This window comes from Alphaproteobacteria bacterium, assembly GCA_024244705.1.
GTDB lineage: Bacteria > Pseudomonadota > Alphaproteobacteria > JAAEOK01 > JAAEOK01 > JAAEOK01.
In genome coordinates this window covers 1-16,284 of sequence record JAAEOK010000112.1, presented here as the reverse complement: position 1 = coordinate 16,284, position 16,284 = coordinate 1, and the positions used below count along the sequence as shown (strand labels likewise).

Here is a 16,284-nt window from a genome sequence, read left to right as displayed (position 1 = left end):
AGGCGTCAAGGGCGGTGTTTCGAGGCGTCCGCCCTATGGCACCGTGCGATTCGAGACAAGGCCGGCACCGCCGCCCGATCACCGGCCGGGCGTCAACCGAAGATCAGCAACACCAGGATCACGATGCCGACCACACCGCCGATCCATACCGCCGGGCTGAGGCCGCGGCGTGGGGCGTCGGCCAATTGGGGCGGCGCTTGCTCCGCCTCGACATCGGTCGCCGCAGCAGGCGCGGCGCCCGCGGTCACCACCTCGGAAAATTTGGCGAAAAACTCATTGGCCATCTTGTCGGCCGTGCCCTGGATCAATCGCGAGCCGATTTGGGCCAATTTGCCGCCGACTTGGGCGGTAGCGGTATAGCGGAGGATCGTGTCGCCGTCGTCTTCTTCCAAGGCAACATCGGCGGAGCCCTTTGCGAAACCCGCGGCACCACCTTTGCCTTCGCCGGATATGGTGTAGCTTTCCGGCGGTTTAAGGTTCGAAAGGATTACGGTTCCCGAGAACTTGGTGCTGACCGGGCCGACCTTGGCGCGAACGCGAGCGCTCATTTCGGTATCCGACGTCTTGCTGATCTCCTCGCAGCCGGGGATGCATTGTTTCAACACCTCCGGGTCGTTCAGACCCTCCCAAACCCGTTGCCGCAACACGCCAATCCGGTACTCGCCGGTGATTTCCATTTCCGCAACCTGTGTCAAACTCAAGCCATCGAATTGAACCTACCGGGGCCGATGCGGTTGGGCAAGCCACGGGCGGCGGGAAGCTTGATCCAATCCGGCTACCGACCGCCGGCCGTGATTCGTTTGGATCGGCGGAAATTATCGCGGGACGGTGGCCCCGGGCGAAGACTCGGGGTAGAACATAATGCGATCCGACGATGATTTCCTACGATATGGTGCACGGATCACTGGGGAATCGACCCGTGCGCGCAGTCCGGGATTCAAACCCGATGGAGGAACAGGATGGTTACACCTAGAAAAGTGAGCATAGTAGCCGGAGCCCTCACTGTCCTTGTGGTTTCGGGCTTCCAAACGGCGATGGCGGCCGATGGCACGATTGTGCTCGGCGCGGCCGTCTCCGAGACGGGCAAATACTCGACCAACGGCGCCCATACCCAAAAGGGATACAATCTGGCGATCAAGCGCATCAATGAGGGCGGCGGCGTCAAGGTCGGCGACAAGACCTATGATTTGGAGGTCATATATTACGACGATGAATCGACGCCGGCCCGCGGTGCGCAATTGACTGAACGATTGATCAACCAGGACGGCGTCAAGTTTGTCCTCGGTCCCTACAGTTCCGGACTGACGAAAGCGATCGCGCCGGTAACCGAGCAACACAAAATCCCGATGGTCGAAGGCAACGGGGCATCGCGGTCGTTGTTCAACAATGGCTACAAATACCTATTCGCCGTGTTGTCCACGTCGGAGCAGTATCTGGCCAGTGCGATCGCCTTGGCGGCGGAAAAGGCCGAAGCGGAAGGTCGCGATCCATCGTCGCTGAAAGTTGCGATGGCGTTCGAAAACGATCCGTTCTCCCAGGACGTGCGCGCCGGCGTCATGGACGACGCCAATCGCTTCGGCATGCAGATCGTGATCGACGACAAACTGCCGCCCGAACTCAACGACATGTCGGCAACCTTGACCAAGGTAAAGGCCCTCAAGCCGGATGTTCTTGTCGTTTCCGGCCACGCCAAAGGCGCCACGCTGGCGGTCAAACAGATCCAGGAAATGCAGGTCGATGTGCCATTGCTTGCGCTGACGCATTGCGATTCGGCCGACATCATCGGCAAGTTCGGCGCCGCGGCCGAGGACACGCTATGTGCATCGCAGTGGGACCGCGCGCTGTCCTACAAGGACGATTGGTTCGGCACCGCCGAGGATTACGCCCAGGCCTTCGAGGCGGAATACGGCTATGCACCGCCTTATCAGGCGGCAGAGTCGACGGCCGCGGTCCTAACTTTCGTCGATGCCTTCGAAAGAGCAGGCTCGCTCAATCCCATAGCGGTGCGTGACGCCCTTGCCGAGACCAGTATGCAAACCTTCTATGGCAACATCGATTTTGACGAGACCGGCAAGAACGTCGCCAAGCCGATGGTGCTGTACCAGGTTCAGGACGGCGAATTCATGGTCGTCGCGCCAACCAAGTGGGCGTCATCCAAGTTGCGATATCCGCGCCCAGCTTGGAAAGACCGATAGGCTCCGATTTGGGTAACCGGGCGGTCATTGGAAGGCCGCCCGGTCCGGACTTGACATGAGCAATATCGACATCCTCGTTGTCGCGCCTCATTTCGCGCTGCAATTGCTCATCGATGGAATTCTGTTCGGTGCGATTTTTGCACTGGCGGCCTATGGCATGGCCCTGGTTTGGGGGGTCATGAACATAATCAATATCACCCAAGGCGAATTCGTGATGCTGGGTGGTTTCGTCACCGTGGCGTTGGCGAAGGCCGGGTTCAACCCCTTCTTCGGCATTCCTGCGGCGGCCGTCGTCTTGTTCGTGGTCGGCTGGCTGATCTATCGATTGGCGATATTCCGTATCGTTGACCGGGATCTGTTCATATCCCTGCTCGCCACGTTCGGTATCAGTATCTTCTTGCAACAATTGATGAACCAAGTGTTCGGCGCCGATCCCGAATCGGTTGATACCGGGCTCGGGACGCTGCTGCTCCTGGGCGGCGACGTTACCGTGGCCGGGATCAAGTTGGTTTCCTTTTCGATCACCATATTGGTCGCGGTCACCCTGTTCCTGTTCCTCCGCTATTCGCGGATCGGCCAAGCCGTCAGAGCCACCGCGCAGAATGCCCGTGCCGCACGGATCATGGGTGTCGATACCGACCGCGTCTACGCCCTGAGCTACAGCTTGAATGCGGCGATTTGCGGCGTCGCCGGCAGTCTGGTAGCGATGACGTGGGTGATTCAGGCCTTCAACGGGCTGGCCTATACGGTTCGTTCATTCATGATCGTGATCGTCGCCGGGCTCGGCAACTTGCCGGGTGTTATCGCCGCCGCGCTCGGTCTAGGCACGGCGGAGAACTTCGTCGACTTCGTGTTCGGCTCGGAATTTCGGCTCGCCTTCGTATTCTCGCTCCTCGTCGTTATTCTTGTCCTGCGTAGCCTGTGGGCCGCTCGCAAACGCCAGTACCTGAAGTGAAGGCGCTGGCGAGCGATATCATCCTTCCGCTGACGGTCGCTGGCATCGGTCTTGCCGTGCCGTTCGTCGCGCCGGCCTATGTCGTTCAATTTTCCATGCTTTGGATGATGGTTGTCTTGGCCCTGACCTGGGACCTTCTCGGCGGACAGATGGGGTACAATTCGTTCGGCAATATCCTGTTCTTCGGTATCGGCGCGTATGGCACCGCTATCGCCCAGCGCGATTTCGGATTTGCCTATCTCGAAGGACTATTCTCCGGCATCGCAATGTCGATCGTCATCGCGGTCGTCGTTGCCGCCGTGCTCGGGTATGGAATCCTCCGCTTGCGCGGTCACTATTTCGCCATCGCTACGCTGGGCCTGGGAATCGCGGCCGGAGAAATCGCCGGAGCATGGGAATATGTTGGCGCCGGTTCGGGGATGTTGACGCCGGGGTTCCCGGGTCCGATCGATGCCGGCAACACGTTCCTCTATTACGCGTTCTTTGCGTTGGCCGTCACCTGTTTCCTGTTGCTGCGCTGGCTCCTGGCTGCGCGCTTCGGACTCGCCGCCAATGCGATCCGGGACGACGAGGACAAGGCCGAATCGATGGGCCTGCCGACGACACAATACAAGATTGTGGCGTGGTGTATCGCGGCCACTTTCCTGGCCGTGGCCGGCGGGCTCTTCGGCAATCAGCAGCGGTTCATCGATCCCCGCGATACGGCGTTCGCCGGCCCGACGCTTGGCGTATGGATGGTGCTGATGGCTATTCTCGGCGGGAAGGGGACGCTCTGGGGTCCGGTCATTGGCGCCGCTATTTTCCTCTTGGTGCAGGAATTGACTTGGACCCACTTGCTCGGCTGGCAGCGGGTGGCGCTCGGCGGCTTCATCGTCGCCATCGTGATCTTTTTCCCGGAAGGGGTCCTTGGCTGGGCGCGCGAGCGCTGGCCCGAGACCTTTGGCCACCGGGTCGAGGAAGAGAGCTCATGACCGGCCTGCTCGATGTCCGTGACGTGTCGAAGGCGTTCGGCGGGGTCGTCGCCAACAAGGACATTTCGCTGTCGGTCGGCGAGGGACAGATTGTCGGCCTGATAGGGCCCAACGGGTCGGGCAAGACCACTCTTTTCAATTCGATCGTCGGCACCCATCCGGTCGACGCAGGGTCGATCCAGTTTCTCGGCGAGGAAATCACCCGGCTGCGCGTTGCCGATGTCGCGCGACGCGGATTGCTGCGCACCTATCAGCAGACACGCATCTACCGCCGCATGACCTGCCTCGACAATATGCTGATCAGCATCCCGCAGAGTTCGGCCTCGCTGCGCACCATGGTCGGCCGGGTCGGCGATGAGGATATCGAGCGGGCAGAGGACCTCTTGTCATTTGTCGGGCTCTTCGCCAAGCGCCATTTACGCGCGGGCGATCTGTCCTTTGGCCAGCAGAAGCTTCTCGAGTTCGCTATGGCGCTGATAAACGGCCCCAGGATGCTGATGCTCGACGAGCCCACCGCCGGAATCAACCCGACGCTCATCAATGGATTGATCGATCGCCTGAAGCGGGCCAACCGCGAACTCGGGATCACCTTGTTTGTCATCGAGCATAACATGCGCGTTATCATGAACCTCGCGAGCCATATCTACTGCCTCGCCCATGGCGAGCTACTAGCCGAGGGCAGCCCGGCAGAGATCAAGAACGACCAGCGCGTGCTCGACGCCTATCTTGGGGTTCAGTGATGGGCGGGCTCGAGGGCAATCGTGGATATGGCGAGGGCGACGTCGATACGGTGCTTGCCGTCGACGACGTGGCACGGGCAGCGGCCGAACTGGCGCGGGACGCGCCGACGCCGGAAGCTCTGGCCGCCCTCGTCGACGGTCAAGCCCTCATTACGATCGATGGGCTCGTCGCCGGCTATGGCCGTATGGAAGTCCTCCACTCCGTAGACCTTCAAGTCGGGGCCGGACAGGCACTCTGCCTGATCGGACCGAACGGGGCCGGCAAATCGACGGTCTTACACTCGATCTACGGCTTCACGCGGATATTTGGGGGGCGAATATCGGTGGCCGGCGAGGAGGTCACAGCACTTTCGCCCAATGCTAAATTGCGCCAGGCCGGTATCGCCTATGTCCTGCAGGACAATTCCGTCTTCCCCGATATGACGGTGGAAGAGAATCTGTGGATGGGCGGCTACCTCCTGCCGGACCGGCAGGCGGTCAAGGCGGCAGCCGAGAAAGTGTTGGCAAAGTACGACCGGCTGGCGCGCCGACGGCACCAGCCGGCGCGCGTCCTTTCCGGCGGCGAGCGGCGCCTGCTGGAAATCTCACGGGCCCTGGTCATGGACCCACAAATCCTGTTGATCGACGAGCCTTCGATCGGTCTCGAGCCCCGCTACATCGACATGGTCTTCGACATCCTCGCGGAGTTGCGGGAACGCGACGGCAAAACGATCATCATGGTCGAACAGAACGCCAAGAAGGGTTTGGGGTTTGCCGACATCGGCTACGTCATGGTATCGGGCCAGGTCGCGCTCGCCGGACCGGGCTCCGATCTACTCGATAATGCCGATGTCGCGCGGCTTTTCCTCGGCGGTTGAAATTCGTTCGACCGGGCTCTTGGCGGGGGCGCGGCAATCATGTTAACCCTTGATTACGGGGAAAGTCCGAGATCCGGTTCGGATCGTAGAATCGACCAGGGGAGAGACCGGCGAACCATGACCGATCGAAGATGCATCGTTGCCGGTCTGCTCGTGGCGGCCGTCGTTACATTTATTCCGCTGTCGGCCGTCGCGGCCGAAGGCGGCGCCCCCCACCTAGAGGGCGGATTGCTCGGTCTGCTGTGGGTCGTTCCGTTCATCGGTATCCTGCTCTCGATCGCGGTCTTTCCGCTCGTCGCACCGACGTTTTGGCATCGCCATTTTGGCAAAATCTCGGCCTTCTGGGGGCTCGCCTTTCTGGTCCCATTCACCTTGGTGTTCGGATACCAACTCGCCCTGTTCGAGGTGCTCCACGTCCTGCTTCTCGAATACCTGCCCTTTATCATTTTGCTGTTGTCGCTGTTCACCGTTGCCGGTGGTGTCCGCCTGACCGGGACGCTGCGCGGAACGCCCGCCGTAAACACGATGATCCTTCTCATCGGTACGGTGATCGCAAGCTGGATGGGGACAACGGGAGCGGCGATGCTCCTGATCCGGCCGGTCTTGCGAGCCAACGAGGGACGTAAGAGCAAAGTCCATGTCGTCGTTTTCTTTATTTTTCTCGTCGCCAATATCGGCGGATCATTGACCCCGCTGGGCGATCCGCCTTTGTTTCTCGGTTTCCTAAAGGGGGTCGATTTTTTCTGGCCGACGACGCACATGTTTCTGCCGATGGTATTCGTGGCGGTCGTGCTATTGGCGATCTTCTACGTGCTCGACAGCTTTCTTTACAGGCGGGAGGGCGGGCTCCCTGCGGCTGACGAATCGGGCGAAAAACTTGGCCTCGAAGGTAAATTCAATATCATTCTGATCGGCGGTATCATTGCCGCGGTCCTGATGAGCGGTGTTTGGCGGCCGCACATCGAGTTCGAGGTCTTTCACGTCCACGTCGAACTTCAGAATCTGGCGCGAGATTTGCTCCTGGTCGGCATTGCGTTCGTTTCGTGGAAAGTTACCAGTCTCGAGAGCCGCGAAGCGAACGGCTTCAGTTGGTTCCCCATCGTCGAGGTCGCAAAACTCTTTGCCGGCATTTTTCTAACCATCATCCCCGCCATTGCGATACTTCGCGCCGGCACCGCGGGCGCCCTGGAGCCGATAATTTCGTTGGTCTCGGAGGATGGGCAACCGGTCGACGAAATGTATTTCTGGGCGACCGGCATCTTGTCGAGCTTCCTCGATAATGCGCCGACCTATCTTGTCTTCTTCAACACGGCCGGGGGCGATCCACAAGCGCTCATGGGCCCAATGGCTTCGACGCTCCTGGCCATCTCGGCCGGCGCCGTCTTCATGGGTGCCAACACCTATATCGGCAATGCGCCCAACTTTATGGTGCGGTCGATTGCCGAACAGTCGGGAATCAAGATGCCGAGTTTCTTCGGCTATATGGGTTGGAGCGTATTGATCCTGATCCCGATCTTCGTGCTGGTAACGCTGATCTGGTTTGGCTAAGCGCCAGGATTTCTAGTGCGACATCAGCACGGGAAGGGTCATGTGTCCCATCACGTGACGGGTCGTGCCGCCGGTCAGCATTTCCTTGAGCCGGGACTGGCCATAGGCGCCCATGACCAGCAAGTCGGCGCCAAGTTCCTGCGCGTGGCTGAGCATGATCTCGCCAAAATGGCTTTTATCGTGGAAATCGATTCGCGTTTCCGCATCAATGCCGTGGCGGCTCAAATATTCCTGCGCCTCCTTTATCGGCAGTGAATGAGTCGACTTGGGGCCGATCGTGAGAATCGTGACCTTTTCCGCGGTGTGAAGGATTGGCAGCGATTCGCGAAGCGCACGCGTCGCCTCGCGTGAACTTTTCCATGCGACCAGCACGTTTTTGCCGAATTCCGAATAGGTCCAGTCTTCGGGCAAGACAAGGACCGGACAGCCCGCTCGCGTCGTTATCTTATCCGGAATGGGCGGGTAGAAGACTTCGTCGATATAGTCGGGCTTGACCTGGGTTACGACGGCCAGATCGGCCAAGTGTACGTGCTCCTCGATGACCTCCGCCGGGTCGCCTTCCTCGACGCTCCATTCGTAGCTCAGTTTGTCCCGCTTGCAGGTATCGACGAACTCCTTTTCCAATTCTTCCGCGCGTCGGCGGGCTTCCCTGACGGTTGCGCCGATATAGGCGGCCGATGCGCCGCGGCCGGTGATTTCACCCGGCATGCCGACCGGTTTCACGAAGAAAATCGCCTCGACATGCGCATCGTTCCGACGCGCAAGCTCCATCGCCACCTTCATGCGTTCAAGATGACTGGCGTCGGCGGCGAGATGGACAAGGATCTTCTTAATCGACATTGGCGGAATCTCCGTACCCGAGGAAATCAAGGCTAGTGACGGCAACAGGCCATTTCAACAGGAGCAGCATCCAATAACAAGCGCCGCTTCGACGGGCGCCGGCGTTTGGCGGCAGCACTTAGCGGGGCTCGATCGCATAGGTCGCGACCGGGGGCGTTTCGGTGATGAGTCCGTGCGCCTTGAGGAATTCGCCAAAGATCTCATAGCGCCGGTTGTCGAATGCCGCCGGCCGCAATGCGAATCGGGGAAGTGTATCGCGCCAGGCTCGCCGGTTGAGTTCGTCGTCTAGAGATTCCCGGTCGCCGGAAACGAAAAGCGTCCAGCTTTGATCGGGATGGTTGATGAGAAACTGTACACCCCGTTCGACGGCGCGCACGAAGGCCGACACGCTCGGGTCGTCGCGGCGGTCGGAGTTGGCAACCAGGATCAGCTCGTCGTAGGGCGGCACGCCGTTCTCCTCGGGATAGAATGCCTTCCCCGGTACGCCGACGATGTCCATCTGATTGAGTTCGAAGTTCCGGAACGCGCCGATTACCGCGTCGACCTGGCCGGAAAGCAGTGACGGCGAGAGCGAGAAATTGACGTTCACCAATTCCACGTCGTCGAGGCTCAGGCCCGCTTGTTCCAGCATGACTTTCAGGATCGCGTCCTCGAATCCTCCGATCGAGAATCCGACCTTCCTGCCATTGAGGTCGGCGAGGTTGGCAACTGGGCCGTCGGCGCGGACGAGCAGGGTGCTGAGGGGGGTGGCCACCAGCGTGCCGACCCGCACCAATGGCAAGCCTTCATTGATCTGAATATGGAGCTGGGGCTGGTAGGAGACCGCCAAATCGGCCTTGCCGGCGGCAACGAGTTTCGGCGGATCGTTGGGGTCGGCCGGTTCGACGAACTCGACCTCCAGTCCGGCTTCCTCGAAATAGCCTTTCTCGAGAGCGACGAACAGTGGCGCATGGTCCGGGTTTATGAACCAATCGAGCATGACCGCAAATTTTTCCGCGGCGTGAGCGGGCGCGACCAAGAGCGCGACGATTGCGGCGGCGGATGAGAACAGGCGTAGTGATTTTTTCATGAGGTTAGAGCCTTATCCGATTTCCGTGACGTCGGTTTCCGGCTGCCAGTAGACGAGCCGGTTCATCGCGATGTCGATGACGTAATAGAGGGTGACGGCGAGCGCGCCGAGCACGACCAGGGCGGCGAACATGAGGTCGATCTGAAGTCGGGCGTTGGCATGCAACATGAGGTATCCGAGCCCGGCACTGGAGCCGACCCACTCCCCGACGACAGCGCCGATCGGCGCGACCGCGGCGGCGACCCGGAGCCCGGCGCCGAAGGCGGGGAGGGCGGCCGGGATGCGGACCCGCCGCAGAATGGCGAGGCGTGACCCGTTCATGATCCGGGCCAGGTCGAGCCAGCCCTGGTCGGTGCGCCGAAGACCATCGAAGAAGGTGGCCGTGACCGGAAAGAATATTATCAATGTCGCCATCGCGACCTTCGAACCCAAGCCATAGCCCAGCCACAGGACAAGCAGCGGTGCCAGGGCGAAGACCGGAAGCGCCTGACTGATGACCAGCACCGGCATCAGCCATCGGCGGGCCGGGCGGAAATATGCCATCACCAAGGCGCTGGCGATGCCGAGGATGATGCCCAGCGACAGCCCGAGAAGAATTTCGATCAATGTTATGGCCGCATTGTAAGAGATCGTTTCCGCGTGCTCGAACAATGCGACTGCGACCTCAATCGGACCCGGCATGATGTATGGCGGCGGGCGCGCGATGAGGACCGCCACCGCCCACAAGGCGATAAGCCCGACGCCAATGACCAAGACACGGAGCATGGCGGTCATGCCGCCTTCTTCGCCTCGGATTGGAGCTGACGCAGCAGCGCCACATGCCGGGCAACGATGTCGCGATCGTCGACCGCTCGGGGCGGCATTCCAGGCGGAATGGGTGCATCGGTAATCGTCGCCGGTTCGCCACTCATGATCTGGATTTCATCCGATAAACGCAGTGCTTCGAGTGGATCGTGGGTGACCAAAAGAACGGTCCGCCCCCGAAGCAGCCGCGCGGCGATATCCTGGAGGCGCAGGCGGGTCAGCGCGTCGAGCGAAGAAAACGGCTCGTCCATCAGCACCACCGGGCGATCCTCCAATAGCGTGCGGGCCAGGGCGATACGCTGTCGTTGCCCGCCGGAAAGCTCGGCCGGCAATGCGTCCCCCTTATGGCTCAGGCCGACTTGTTCGAGAAGGTTTCGAGCGCGTTCCCGGGACGGCGCGGACCGTTGGCCGCGTAGCGATGGCCCGAGAAGGATGTTTTGAATTGCAGTCAGCCATGGCAGCAAGAGGTCTTGCTGCGCCATGTAGGCGACCCGCCCGTGGAGCGGCCGACCATCGTCGCAGGTCACCGCTTGTTCGGAATCGAAATCAGTCAGGCCGGCGATCAGTCGCAGCAAAGTCGTCTTGCCGACCCCGCTTGGCCCGAGAATGCTGGTCCAGCGACCGCCGGACAACGTAAAATCGAGGTTATCAAACAGCGCGGATCCGCCATAATCGATTCGTGCCCCATGAACGAGAACGGTTATGGGCTTGGATACTGATTCTTGCGGCATGGTTCCCGTCCCTCCGCCGGCTCTAACCGGATCAGGTTCGAGGGGTCGTTCCGGAATTGGAACCTCTCAGCCGCTCCATGCGGCTCCCCCCGGGGTTGGGCCGGAGTATGGAATTTGGCGGTCGCTTTGGCAAGGCTGCGCGGTTTGACCGGCGTACCGTTTCGACAATATCCCCGTTTCATCGGCAGCGAGATCTACCGGCGCTCACGCTACGGCGGAAAGCATCCGCTGGCGATTCCGCGGATGTCCACGGTCGTCGATCTGTGTCGCGCGCTCGGTTGGCTCGAGGCCGATCAGTATGTCGATAGCCCTCAGGCGACGCCCGACCAGTTGCGACGATTTCACGATCCGGCCTATATCCGGGCGCTCCAGGAAACTGAACGGACCCAGAGGATCAGCACTGAAGCCCGCCGCCGGTATCACATCGGTGCCAACGGAAACCCGATCTTTGGACAAGTCTTCAGCCGCCCGGCCACGGCCTGCGGTGCGACCCTGGCCGCGGTGACGATGTTGCGGGCCGGCGGGGTCGTCCATAGCCCCGCCGGCGGCACGCACCACGGTCGGCCCGACAGGGCGAGCGGGTTCTGTTATTTCAACGAGCCGGTATTGGGAATCCTAGCGTTGTTAGACGACGGCCATGGGCGTGTCGCCTATGTCGATGTCGATGCCCACCATTGCGACGGCGTCGAGGACGCATTGATTGACGACCCGCGCGTGCTGACGATTTCGATCCATGAAGCGGGGCGGTGGCCACACACCGGGCAGGTATCGCGCCGCATGGGTGACGGTGGAGCAATCAATTTGCCGGTGCCCGAAGGGTTTCACGACGACGAGCTCGCGCTCTTGCGCGACGAAATCGTGATGCCGGCACTTGCCGGTTTCGGGCCCGACGCCATTATTCTGCAGGCCGGTGCGGACGGCTTGGCGGATGACCCGCTGAGCCGCCTCGCGCTTTCCAATAAAGCGCTGTGGGACGTGGTACGTGCCGTGCAGTCGCTGACCTCCCGACTGCTCGTGCTCGGCGGCGGGGGTTACAATCCTTGGTCGGTCGGAAGATGCTGGTCGGGTATTTGGGGAATCCTCAACGGACGAGAAATCCCCGATCGCCTGCCGGCGGCTGCCGAATCCGTGTTGCGTGAACTGAGCTGGTCGCGCAGCGCGGGCCGGAATCCGCCTCAACACTGGTTTACGACATTGTCCGATCCGCCCCGTGTCGGGCCGATTAGACATGAAATCCGCGATCTCGCCGAGAAGAGTGCGCGAAACCTCGACCGGTCATCGGCGAGTGCGTCATCCGCCTTGCAATTGTCATGATGCCCGGGAATAACGGAGGATATGTTGCCGCCTACGAGTACAATTTCGATGCGCCTGGACGTGCTGGCAGTCGCCAAAGTCATCGTTCTGTTGTTCGTCCTGCAGGCGTGGTCCGAAATGGGATGGGCCCAGTCGGGCAGCGATCCGGGGCTGACGCCACTGACGATCGAGACCGCGGCGGGCAAGGTCGATTTCACCGTCGAGGTCGCGACCACGCCGGCACAAAAGATGCAGGGGCTCATGTTCCGGCAATCCTTGCCGAAGGATGGCGGTATGCTGTTCGACTATGGTGCGCCGCGGTCGGTCGCGATGTGGATGAAAAACACCTACATTCCCTTGGACCTACTGTTCATCGGAGGCGACGGGCGAATCGTGAATATCGTCGAGCGGGCGGTTCCCCATTCGCTGGCGACGATTCCATCGGACGGCCCGGTTCGCGCCGTTCTCGAGGTCAATGGCGGTACGGTCTCACGGCTCGGCATCGCGCCGGGCGATCGCGTCGCCCACGGAATCTTTTCGGACTGAAGGAGGGGTTCAGCGCTTCAGGGCCAGGGTCAGGCCGTCGCCAACCGGCAACAAGCTGAGCGAAACGCGCTCGTCGGATTTCAGTTTCTCATTCAACGCACGAATGGCAACCGTATCTTCATCCTGCTTTTCGCTGTCGATGACGTCGCCGCTCCACAACACGTTGTCGACCAGGATGAGGCCGCCCGGCCGAACCAGCGTCAGGCAGCGCTCGTAATAGGCGTCGTAGTTGGTCTTGTCGGCATCGATGAAGGCGAAATCGAATTTGGCGATCTCGTCATTCGCGACCAGCTCGTCGAGGGTCGTGAGGGCGGGGCCGAGACGAAGGTCGATCTTGTGGGCCACGTCGGCTTGATCCCAGAAGGGGCGGCCGACGCGGGTGTATTCGTCGCTGATATCGCAGGCGATCAATTGGCCGTCGTGGGGCAGCGCCAGCGCAACCGAAAGCGCGCTGTAGCCGGTATAGGTACCGATTTCGAGTGCCCGGCGGGCGCCGATCATTTCGGCCAGAAGCGCCATGATTTAACCTTGCTCCGGGGAAATCTGCATGATCTCGCCGCGCATGCCGACGGTGGCATCGCGAAGCGCCGCCTGCGCCGCGTGTTCCCGGACCGATACGGCGACGAGATAATCGTAAAGGTCATCGTTGAGATTGAGTGTTCGGCTGGCCATCCCGGTTCCCATGTTGAAGCGAAGTCGCGATCAAGTAAGTCAGGCTGACGTTACATTCAACCGCATGGCCGATGGCCGCAAAATGGGCGATACTAGGCATGTGTTGCCAGGGCACCCCGAAATGCATATTTTCCGCCCATCGGGGCGTGGCGCAGCCTGGTAGCGCGCCTGCTTTGGGAGCAGGAGGCCCCCGGTTCGAATCCGGGCGCCCCGACCAGACCGAGAACGAAGGTTCGACACATGAAGGCACGGATTTATCAGCCCACCAAGACGGCCATGCAATCGGGACGGGCCAAAACCCACAGATGGCTGCTCGAGAGCCTGCCGCAGTCGCGGAAGACGCGGGACCCGCTTATGGGTTGGACAAGCTCCGACGACATGAACCGGCAGTGGCGGCTATCATTCGAGACCAGGGACGAGGCCGTCGCCTATGCCGAACGGCGCGGCATCGCCTACGAGGTCGAAGAGCCCCACGAGCGCCGCATTCAACCTAAGAGCTATGCCGCGAATTTCCGCTGGAACCGGCCGCCGGGTTGATCGGCGGCGGCCGACCGATGACGGCGACGACCGTTCAATGCGCCCGTAGCTCAGCTGGATAGAGCGACGGACTTCTAATCCGTAGGTCGCAGGTTCAAATCCTGCCGGGCGCACCAATTTTGATAATTAAAACAGGTATTTATGATGGAGCATATTTTTGAACAAATTCGTATCTGCTCTATGTCCGCTCTATGTCCGTGAGCGGGGCAATGAAGGCGTCAATGTCCGTAGTGAGGGTCATGACACCCTCCACACGGCTTCCAGTTCGCTTATGGCCTGGTCGGCAAGATCGCGGGACACCTCGTTTACCCAAAGCTCCGGGTGAAGGCTGTCCAGCGGCAGTTCGCCATCCATAAGTTTTCCGTGGACGACATGCGCCGCGACCTTCAACTTGGCGATCGCGCCCTCAATCGTCCGAGGCTCGACCTTCCACATGTCGGTGAAAGCTTGCCGTGCCACGGTGTCGGCGGCGTTCGCCTCGTCATAGGCGCGGTTAAGGCCAAACCTGTTCCAGATCGGGTTCACGGTAGTCCTTATCCAATCCGCCGTCTCACCTGGGTAGACTGCGGGCGGCATAAGGCCGGGATTTTCGGGATGCGTGTCAACAACCGCCCGCAGACTCACCGCCTTCTGCCAGAGCATTTGCGTTCGCGCCTGGAGGCGATACGTGTTGTCGATCATTGGCAAGATAGGGTCGCTGCCGGCTGATGCGGGGGCGGTCGCTGCAATTGGCGCCGCTATGACAGCGCCGCTCAGGGCGAGAAGATCTCGCCGCGTTTCATGGGTTCTCTGCATGGATAGCTCCAATGCTTTGGCTTATCAGGCCACGCCAAGGGACAGCCCTGGCGCCGGGCGCTGATAACACGGCATTGGTCGTGCCTGCCTTCTTTCCCTCTCGGGTATTGTATCCGGCAGACGCCCGGCATGAAGGTATGAAAGACCCGCCAAGCGGGGCGGTTGCCCGCCTAGTGTCAGATGTTTCTAGCACCGTCGATAATTCCGAACCCAAAGTGGCAGAATGTCAAAAAGGATTAGTCTTCGCAAATCTGCGCGGCATACTGAGGCATCAATTGTCAATAAATCCGAACGAAAGATGAGTGACACTCAAGCAGCGAAGGCGCGGATCCGATTCAGGTGTCCGACGACCTACACGATTCTGCTTGTCCTCATTGTCGTCGCGGCCGGTCTCACATGGATCGTTCCGGCCGGTCTATACGACCGAACCGATCCGGACATCCATAATCATAGCCTTCCCATTCCCGGGACCTATAGGAGCGTGGAGCCCGAGCCGCAAGGGATTCTCGATGTCATCTTGGCCCCCGTCGGCGGCTTCTACAAGCCGCTGGGCTACGAAGCCCAAGCGATCGATATAGCGCTATACATCCTCGTCATGGGTGGGTACCTGGGCGTCATCGCACGAACCGGTGCCATCACTGCGGTCATCGAAAGGGCGATTAACCGCCTCGAGGGTCGAGAAAAATGGATGATTCCGATTTTGATGGCGCTGTTCGCCGCCGCCGGTTCGCTATTCGGATTCGCCGAAGAGTCCTTTGCCTTCTATATGCTGATCGTACCGGTGATGATCGCCGCCGGATACGACGCTCTGACCGGGGTCGCGGTGCTTCTGGTCGGCGCCGGTATCGGCAATCTTGGCTCGACCGTGAACCCATTCTCCACGCTCATCGCCTCCGACATTGCCGAAGTCCCGCTGACCGATGGGCTTGCGCTTCGTTTGGCGATCCTGATCGCGTGCTGGGCCGTGGCCTCGGTCTATGTCATGCGCTATGCCGAGCGGGTCCGCCGGGATCCGGAGCGATCTTTGGTGGCGAACCGGCGGGAAGCCAATATCGCGTTTTTCGTTGGCGAAAAGCCCGATGACGCGGAGGTGATTGAATTCACGCCGACGCGCCGCGCCGTGCTGGTTGTCTTCGCGCTCAGCTTCGCCGTCTTGATTTGGGGAGTTTCGGTCGGCGGCTGGTGGATGGCCGAGTTGACGGGCCTGTTTCTTGTCGCCGCAATCGTCGTTGGCGTGGTCGCTCGGCTCGGCGAGGAAGAATTCGTCAGCACTTTCGTCGATGGTGCAAAGGATGTTCTGCCGGTTGCCTTGATCGTCTGTCTGGCGCGCGCCGTCCTCGTCGTCCTCGACAACGGCCATGTGACGGACACGTTGCTGTTCTGGGCAGAGGAAGGGATCTTCGGTTTGCCCCACATTGTCTTCATCAATGTCGTCTTTGGATTCGAGCTGATCTTTGCCAACTTGATCCCCTCCTCGAGTGGCCTTGCCGTACTGACGATGCCGATCCTGGTTGATCTAGCCGACGTGTCGGAAGTCAACCGTTCCCTGGTCGTCACCGCGTTCCAGTCGGCCAGCGGCATGGTCGAGCTGTTTACGCCGACCTCGGTGGTGCTGATGGGCGGATTGGCGATCGGGCGGGTTCCGTATGACAGATGGCTGCTCTTCGCCGCGCCGTTGCTTGCAATCCTGATCATCATCGTCTGTGCCGGGTTGAGCCTCGGTTTGCTCTT

General features: G+C 60.6%; 16 protein-coding genes, 2 tRNA genes, 1 pseudogene and 1 riboswitch. Of the genes and pseudogenes, 12 read left to right on the top strand and 7 right to left on the bottom strand.

Annotated features, from left to right (window positions below; genetic code table 11):
- Positions 1 to 92 precede the first annotated feature (92 nt).
- Positions 93 to 677, bottom strand: coding sequence for a carbon monoxide dehydrogenase subunit G (locus GY791_20265; GenBank protein MCP4330733.1), 585 nt, complete (start codon positions 675 to 677; stop codon positions 93 to 95).
- A gap of 282 nt (positions 678 to 959) precedes the next feature.
- On the opposite strand from GY791_20265, the gene GY791_20260 reads away from it, so the two are divergent.
- The 6 genes from GY791_20260 to GY791_20235 all read left to right on the top strand — a co-directional run bounded on the left by GY791_20260 (position 960) and on the right by GY791_20235 (position 7,266).
- Positions 960 to 2,195 (top strand): amino acid ABC transporter substrate-binding protein, encoded by a 1,236-nt coding sequence (locus GY791_20260; protein ID MCP4330732.1) that lies wholly within the window; start codon positions 960 to 962, stop codon positions 2,193 to 2,195.
- A 64-nt stretch (positions 2,196 to 2,259) separates the two neighbouring features.
- On the top strand, positions 2,260 to 3,150 hold the full coding sequence (locus GY791_20255; GenBank protein MCP4330731.1) for a branched-chain amino acid ABC transporter permease: 891 nt from the start codon (positions 2,260 to 2,262) through the stop codon (positions 3,148 to 3,150).
- 95 nt (positions 3,151 to 3,245) lie between these two features.
- Complete coding sequence (locus GY791_20250; GenBank protein MCP4330730.1) at positions 3,246 to 4,121, top strand: branched-chain amino acid ABC transporter permease; 876 nt, start codon at positions 3,246 to 3,248, stop codon at positions 4,119 to 4,121.
- Positions 4,118 to 4,861 carry an ABC transporter ATP-binding protein gene (locus GY791_20245; protein ID MCP4330729.1) on the top strand — a complete coding sequence of 248 codons (744 nt, stop codon included), beginning with the start codon at positions 4,118 to 4,120 and terminating at the stop codon, positions 4,859 to 4,861. The genes GY791_20250 and GY791_20245 overlap by 4 nt, the downstream gene beginning before the upstream one ends.
- Positions 4,861 to 5,718 carry an ABC transporter ATP-binding protein gene (locus tag GY791_20240; protein ID MCP4330728.1) on the top strand — a complete coding sequence of 286 codons (858 nt, stop codon included), beginning with the start codon at positions 4,861 to 4,863 and terminating at the stop codon, positions 5,716 to 5,718. The genes GY791_20245 and GY791_20240 overlap by 1 nt, the downstream gene beginning before the upstream one ends.
- 117 nt (positions 5,719 to 5,835) lie before the next feature.
- Positions 5,836 to 7,266 (top strand): sodium:proton antiporter, encoded by a 1,431-nt coding sequence (locus GY791_20235; protein MCP4330727.1) that lies wholly within the window; start codon positions 5,836 to 5,838, stop codon positions 7,264 to 7,266.
- Between the two features lie 12 nt (positions 7,267 to 7,278).
- On the opposite strand, the gene GY791_20230 is transcribed toward GY791_20235, so the two are convergent.
- From GY791_20230 to GY791_20215, 4 genes are all read right to left on the bottom strand, one after another.
- Positions 7,279 to 8,106, bottom strand: coding sequence for a universal stress protein (locus GY791_20230; GenBank protein MCP4330726.1), 828 nt, complete (start codon positions 8,104 to 8,106; stop codon positions 7,279 to 7,281).
- Positions 8,107 to 8,224: 118 nt separating this feature from the next.
- Complete coding sequence (locus GY791_20225; GenBank protein ID MCP4330725.1) at positions 8,225 to 9,175, bottom strand: ABC transporter substrate-binding protein; 951 nt, start codon at positions 9,173 to 9,175, stop codon at positions 8,225 to 8,227.
- A 12-nt stretch (positions 9,176 to 9,187) separates the two neighbouring features.
- Positions 9,188 to 9,949 (bottom strand): ABC transporter permease, encoded by a 762-nt coding sequence (locus tag GY791_20220; protein MCP4330724.1) that lies wholly within the window; start codon positions 9,947 to 9,949, stop codon positions 9,188 to 9,190.
- Entirely contained in the window at positions 9,946 to 10,710 is a 765-nt protein-coding gene (locus tag GY791_20215; protein MCP4330723.1) for an ABC transporter ATP-binding protein, read from the bottom strand. The genes GY791_20220 and GY791_20215 overlap by 4 nt, the downstream gene beginning before the upstream one ends.
- Positions 10,702 to 10,810: riboswitch (TPP riboswitch) on the bottom strand. Its footprint overlaps the gene before it by 9 nt.
- Positions 10,811 to 10,953: 143 nt before the next feature.
- On the opposite strand from GY791_20215, the gene GY791_20210 reads away from it, so the two are divergent.
- Both GY791_20210 and GY791_20205 read left to right on the top strand, forming a co-directional pair.
- Positions 10,954 to 12,024 carry an acetoin utilization protein AcuC gene (locus GY791_20210; protein MCP4330722.1) on the top strand — a complete coding sequence of 357 codons (1,071 nt, stop codon included), beginning with the start codon at positions 10,954 to 10,956 and terminating at the stop codon, positions 12,022 to 12,024.
- A gap of 48 nt (positions 12,025 to 12,072) precedes the next feature.
- Positions 12,073 to 12,549, top strand: a complete 477-nt coding sequence (locus GY791_20205; protein ID MCP4330721.1) for a DUF192 domain-containing protein — start codon at positions 12,073 to 12,075, stop codon at positions 12,547 to 12,549.
- A 9-nt stretch (positions 12,550 to 12,558) separates the two neighbouring features.
- Here the strand turns inward: GY791_20205 and GY791_20200 are convergent.
- A pseudogene (locus GY791_20200) lies at positions 12,559 to 13,221 on the bottom strand (SAM-dependent methyltransferase).
- A gap of 140 nt (positions 13,222 to 13,361) precedes the next feature.
- On the opposite strand from GY791_20200, the gene GY791_20195 reads away from it, so the two are divergent.
- The 3 genes from GY791_20195 (at position 13,362) to GY791_20185 (ending at position 13,874) form a co-directional block, all read left to right on the top strand.
- Positions 13,362 to 13,438: transfer RNA gene (locus tag GY791_20195), tRNA-Pro, on the top strand.
- Between the two features lie 23 nt (positions 13,439 to 13,461).
- Complete coding sequence (locus tag GY791_20190; protein ID MCP4330720.1) at positions 13,462 to 13,758, top strand: ETC complex I subunit; 297 nt, start codon at positions 13,462 to 13,464, stop codon at positions 13,756 to 13,758.
- A gap of 39 nt (positions 13,759 to 13,797) precedes the next feature.
- Positions 13,798 to 13,874 (top strand) — tRNA-Arg (locus GY791_20185).
- Between the two features lie 121 nt (positions 13,875 to 13,995).
- Here the strand turns inward: GY791_20185 and GY791_20180 are convergent.
- Positions 13,996 to 14,439, bottom strand: a complete 444-nt coding sequence (locus tag GY791_20180; GenBank protein ID MCP4330719.1) for a hypothetical protein — start codon at positions 14,437 to 14,439, stop codon at positions 13,996 to 13,998.
- A 412-nt stretch (positions 14,440 to 14,851) separates the two neighbouring features.
- Here GY791_20180 and GY791_20175 point away from each other — a divergent pair.
- On the top strand, positions 14,852 to 16,284 hold a 1,433-nt coding region (locus GY791_20175), incomplete at its 3' end, for a YfcC family protein (GenBank protein ID MCP4330718.1).

Bases quoted from the DNA above. Each gene is read 5' to 3' on its own strand.
- GY791_20265 (MCP4330733.1), bottom strand. From the start codon at position 677: ATGGAAATCACCGGCGAGTACCGGATTGGCGTGTTGCGGCAACGGGTT.
- GY791_20260 (MCP4330732.1), top strand. From the start codon at position 960: ATGGTTACACCTAGAAAAGTGAGCATAGTAGCCGGAGCCCTCACTGTC.
- GY791_20250 (MCP4330730.1), top strand. From the start codon at position 3,246: ATGCTTTGGATGATGGTTGTCTTGGCCCTGACCTGGGACCTTCTCGGC.
- GY791_20245 (MCP4330729.1), top strand. From the start codon at position 4,118: ATGACCGGCCTGCTCGATGTCCGTGACGTGTCGAAGGCGTTCGGCGGG.
- GY791_20240 (MCP4330728.1), top strand. From the start codon at position 4,861: ATGGGCGGGCTCGAGGGCAATCGTGGATATGGCGAGGGCGACGTCGAT.
- GY791_20235 (MCP4330727.1), top strand. From the start codon at position 5,836: ATGACCGATCGAAGATGCATCGTTGCCGGTCTGCTCGTGGCGGCCGTC.
- GY791_20230 (MCP4330726.1), bottom strand. From the start codon at position 8,106: ATGTCGATTAAGAAGATCCTTGTCCATCTCGCCGCCGACGCCAGTCAT.
- GY791_20225 (MCP4330725.1), bottom strand. From the start codon at position 9,175: ATGAAAAAATCACTACGCCTGTTCTCATCCGCCGCCGCAATCGTCGCG.
- GY791_20220 (MCP4330724.1), bottom strand. From the start codon at position 9,949: ATGACCGCCATGCTCCGTGTCTTGGTCATTGGCGTCGGGCTTATCGCC.
- GY791_20215 (MCP4330723.1), bottom strand. From the start codon at position 10,710: ATGCCGCAAGAATCAGTATCCAAGCCCATAACCGTTCTCGTTCATGGG.
- GY791_20210 (MCP4330722.1), top strand. From the start codon at position 10,954: ATGTCCACGGTCGTCGATCTGTGTCGCGCGCTCGGTTGGCTCGAGGCC.
- GY791_20205 (MCP4330721.1), top strand. From the start codon at position 12,073: ATGCGCCTGGACGTGCTGGCAGTCGCCAAAGTCATCGTTCTGTTGTTC.
- GY791_20190 (MCP4330720.1), top strand. From the start codon at position 13,462: ATGAAGGCACGGATTTATCAGCCCACCAAGACGGCCATGCAATCGGGA.
- GY791_20180 (MCP4330719.1), bottom strand. From the start codon at position 14,439: ATGATCGACAACACGTATCGCCTCCAGGCGCGAACGCAAATGCTCTGG.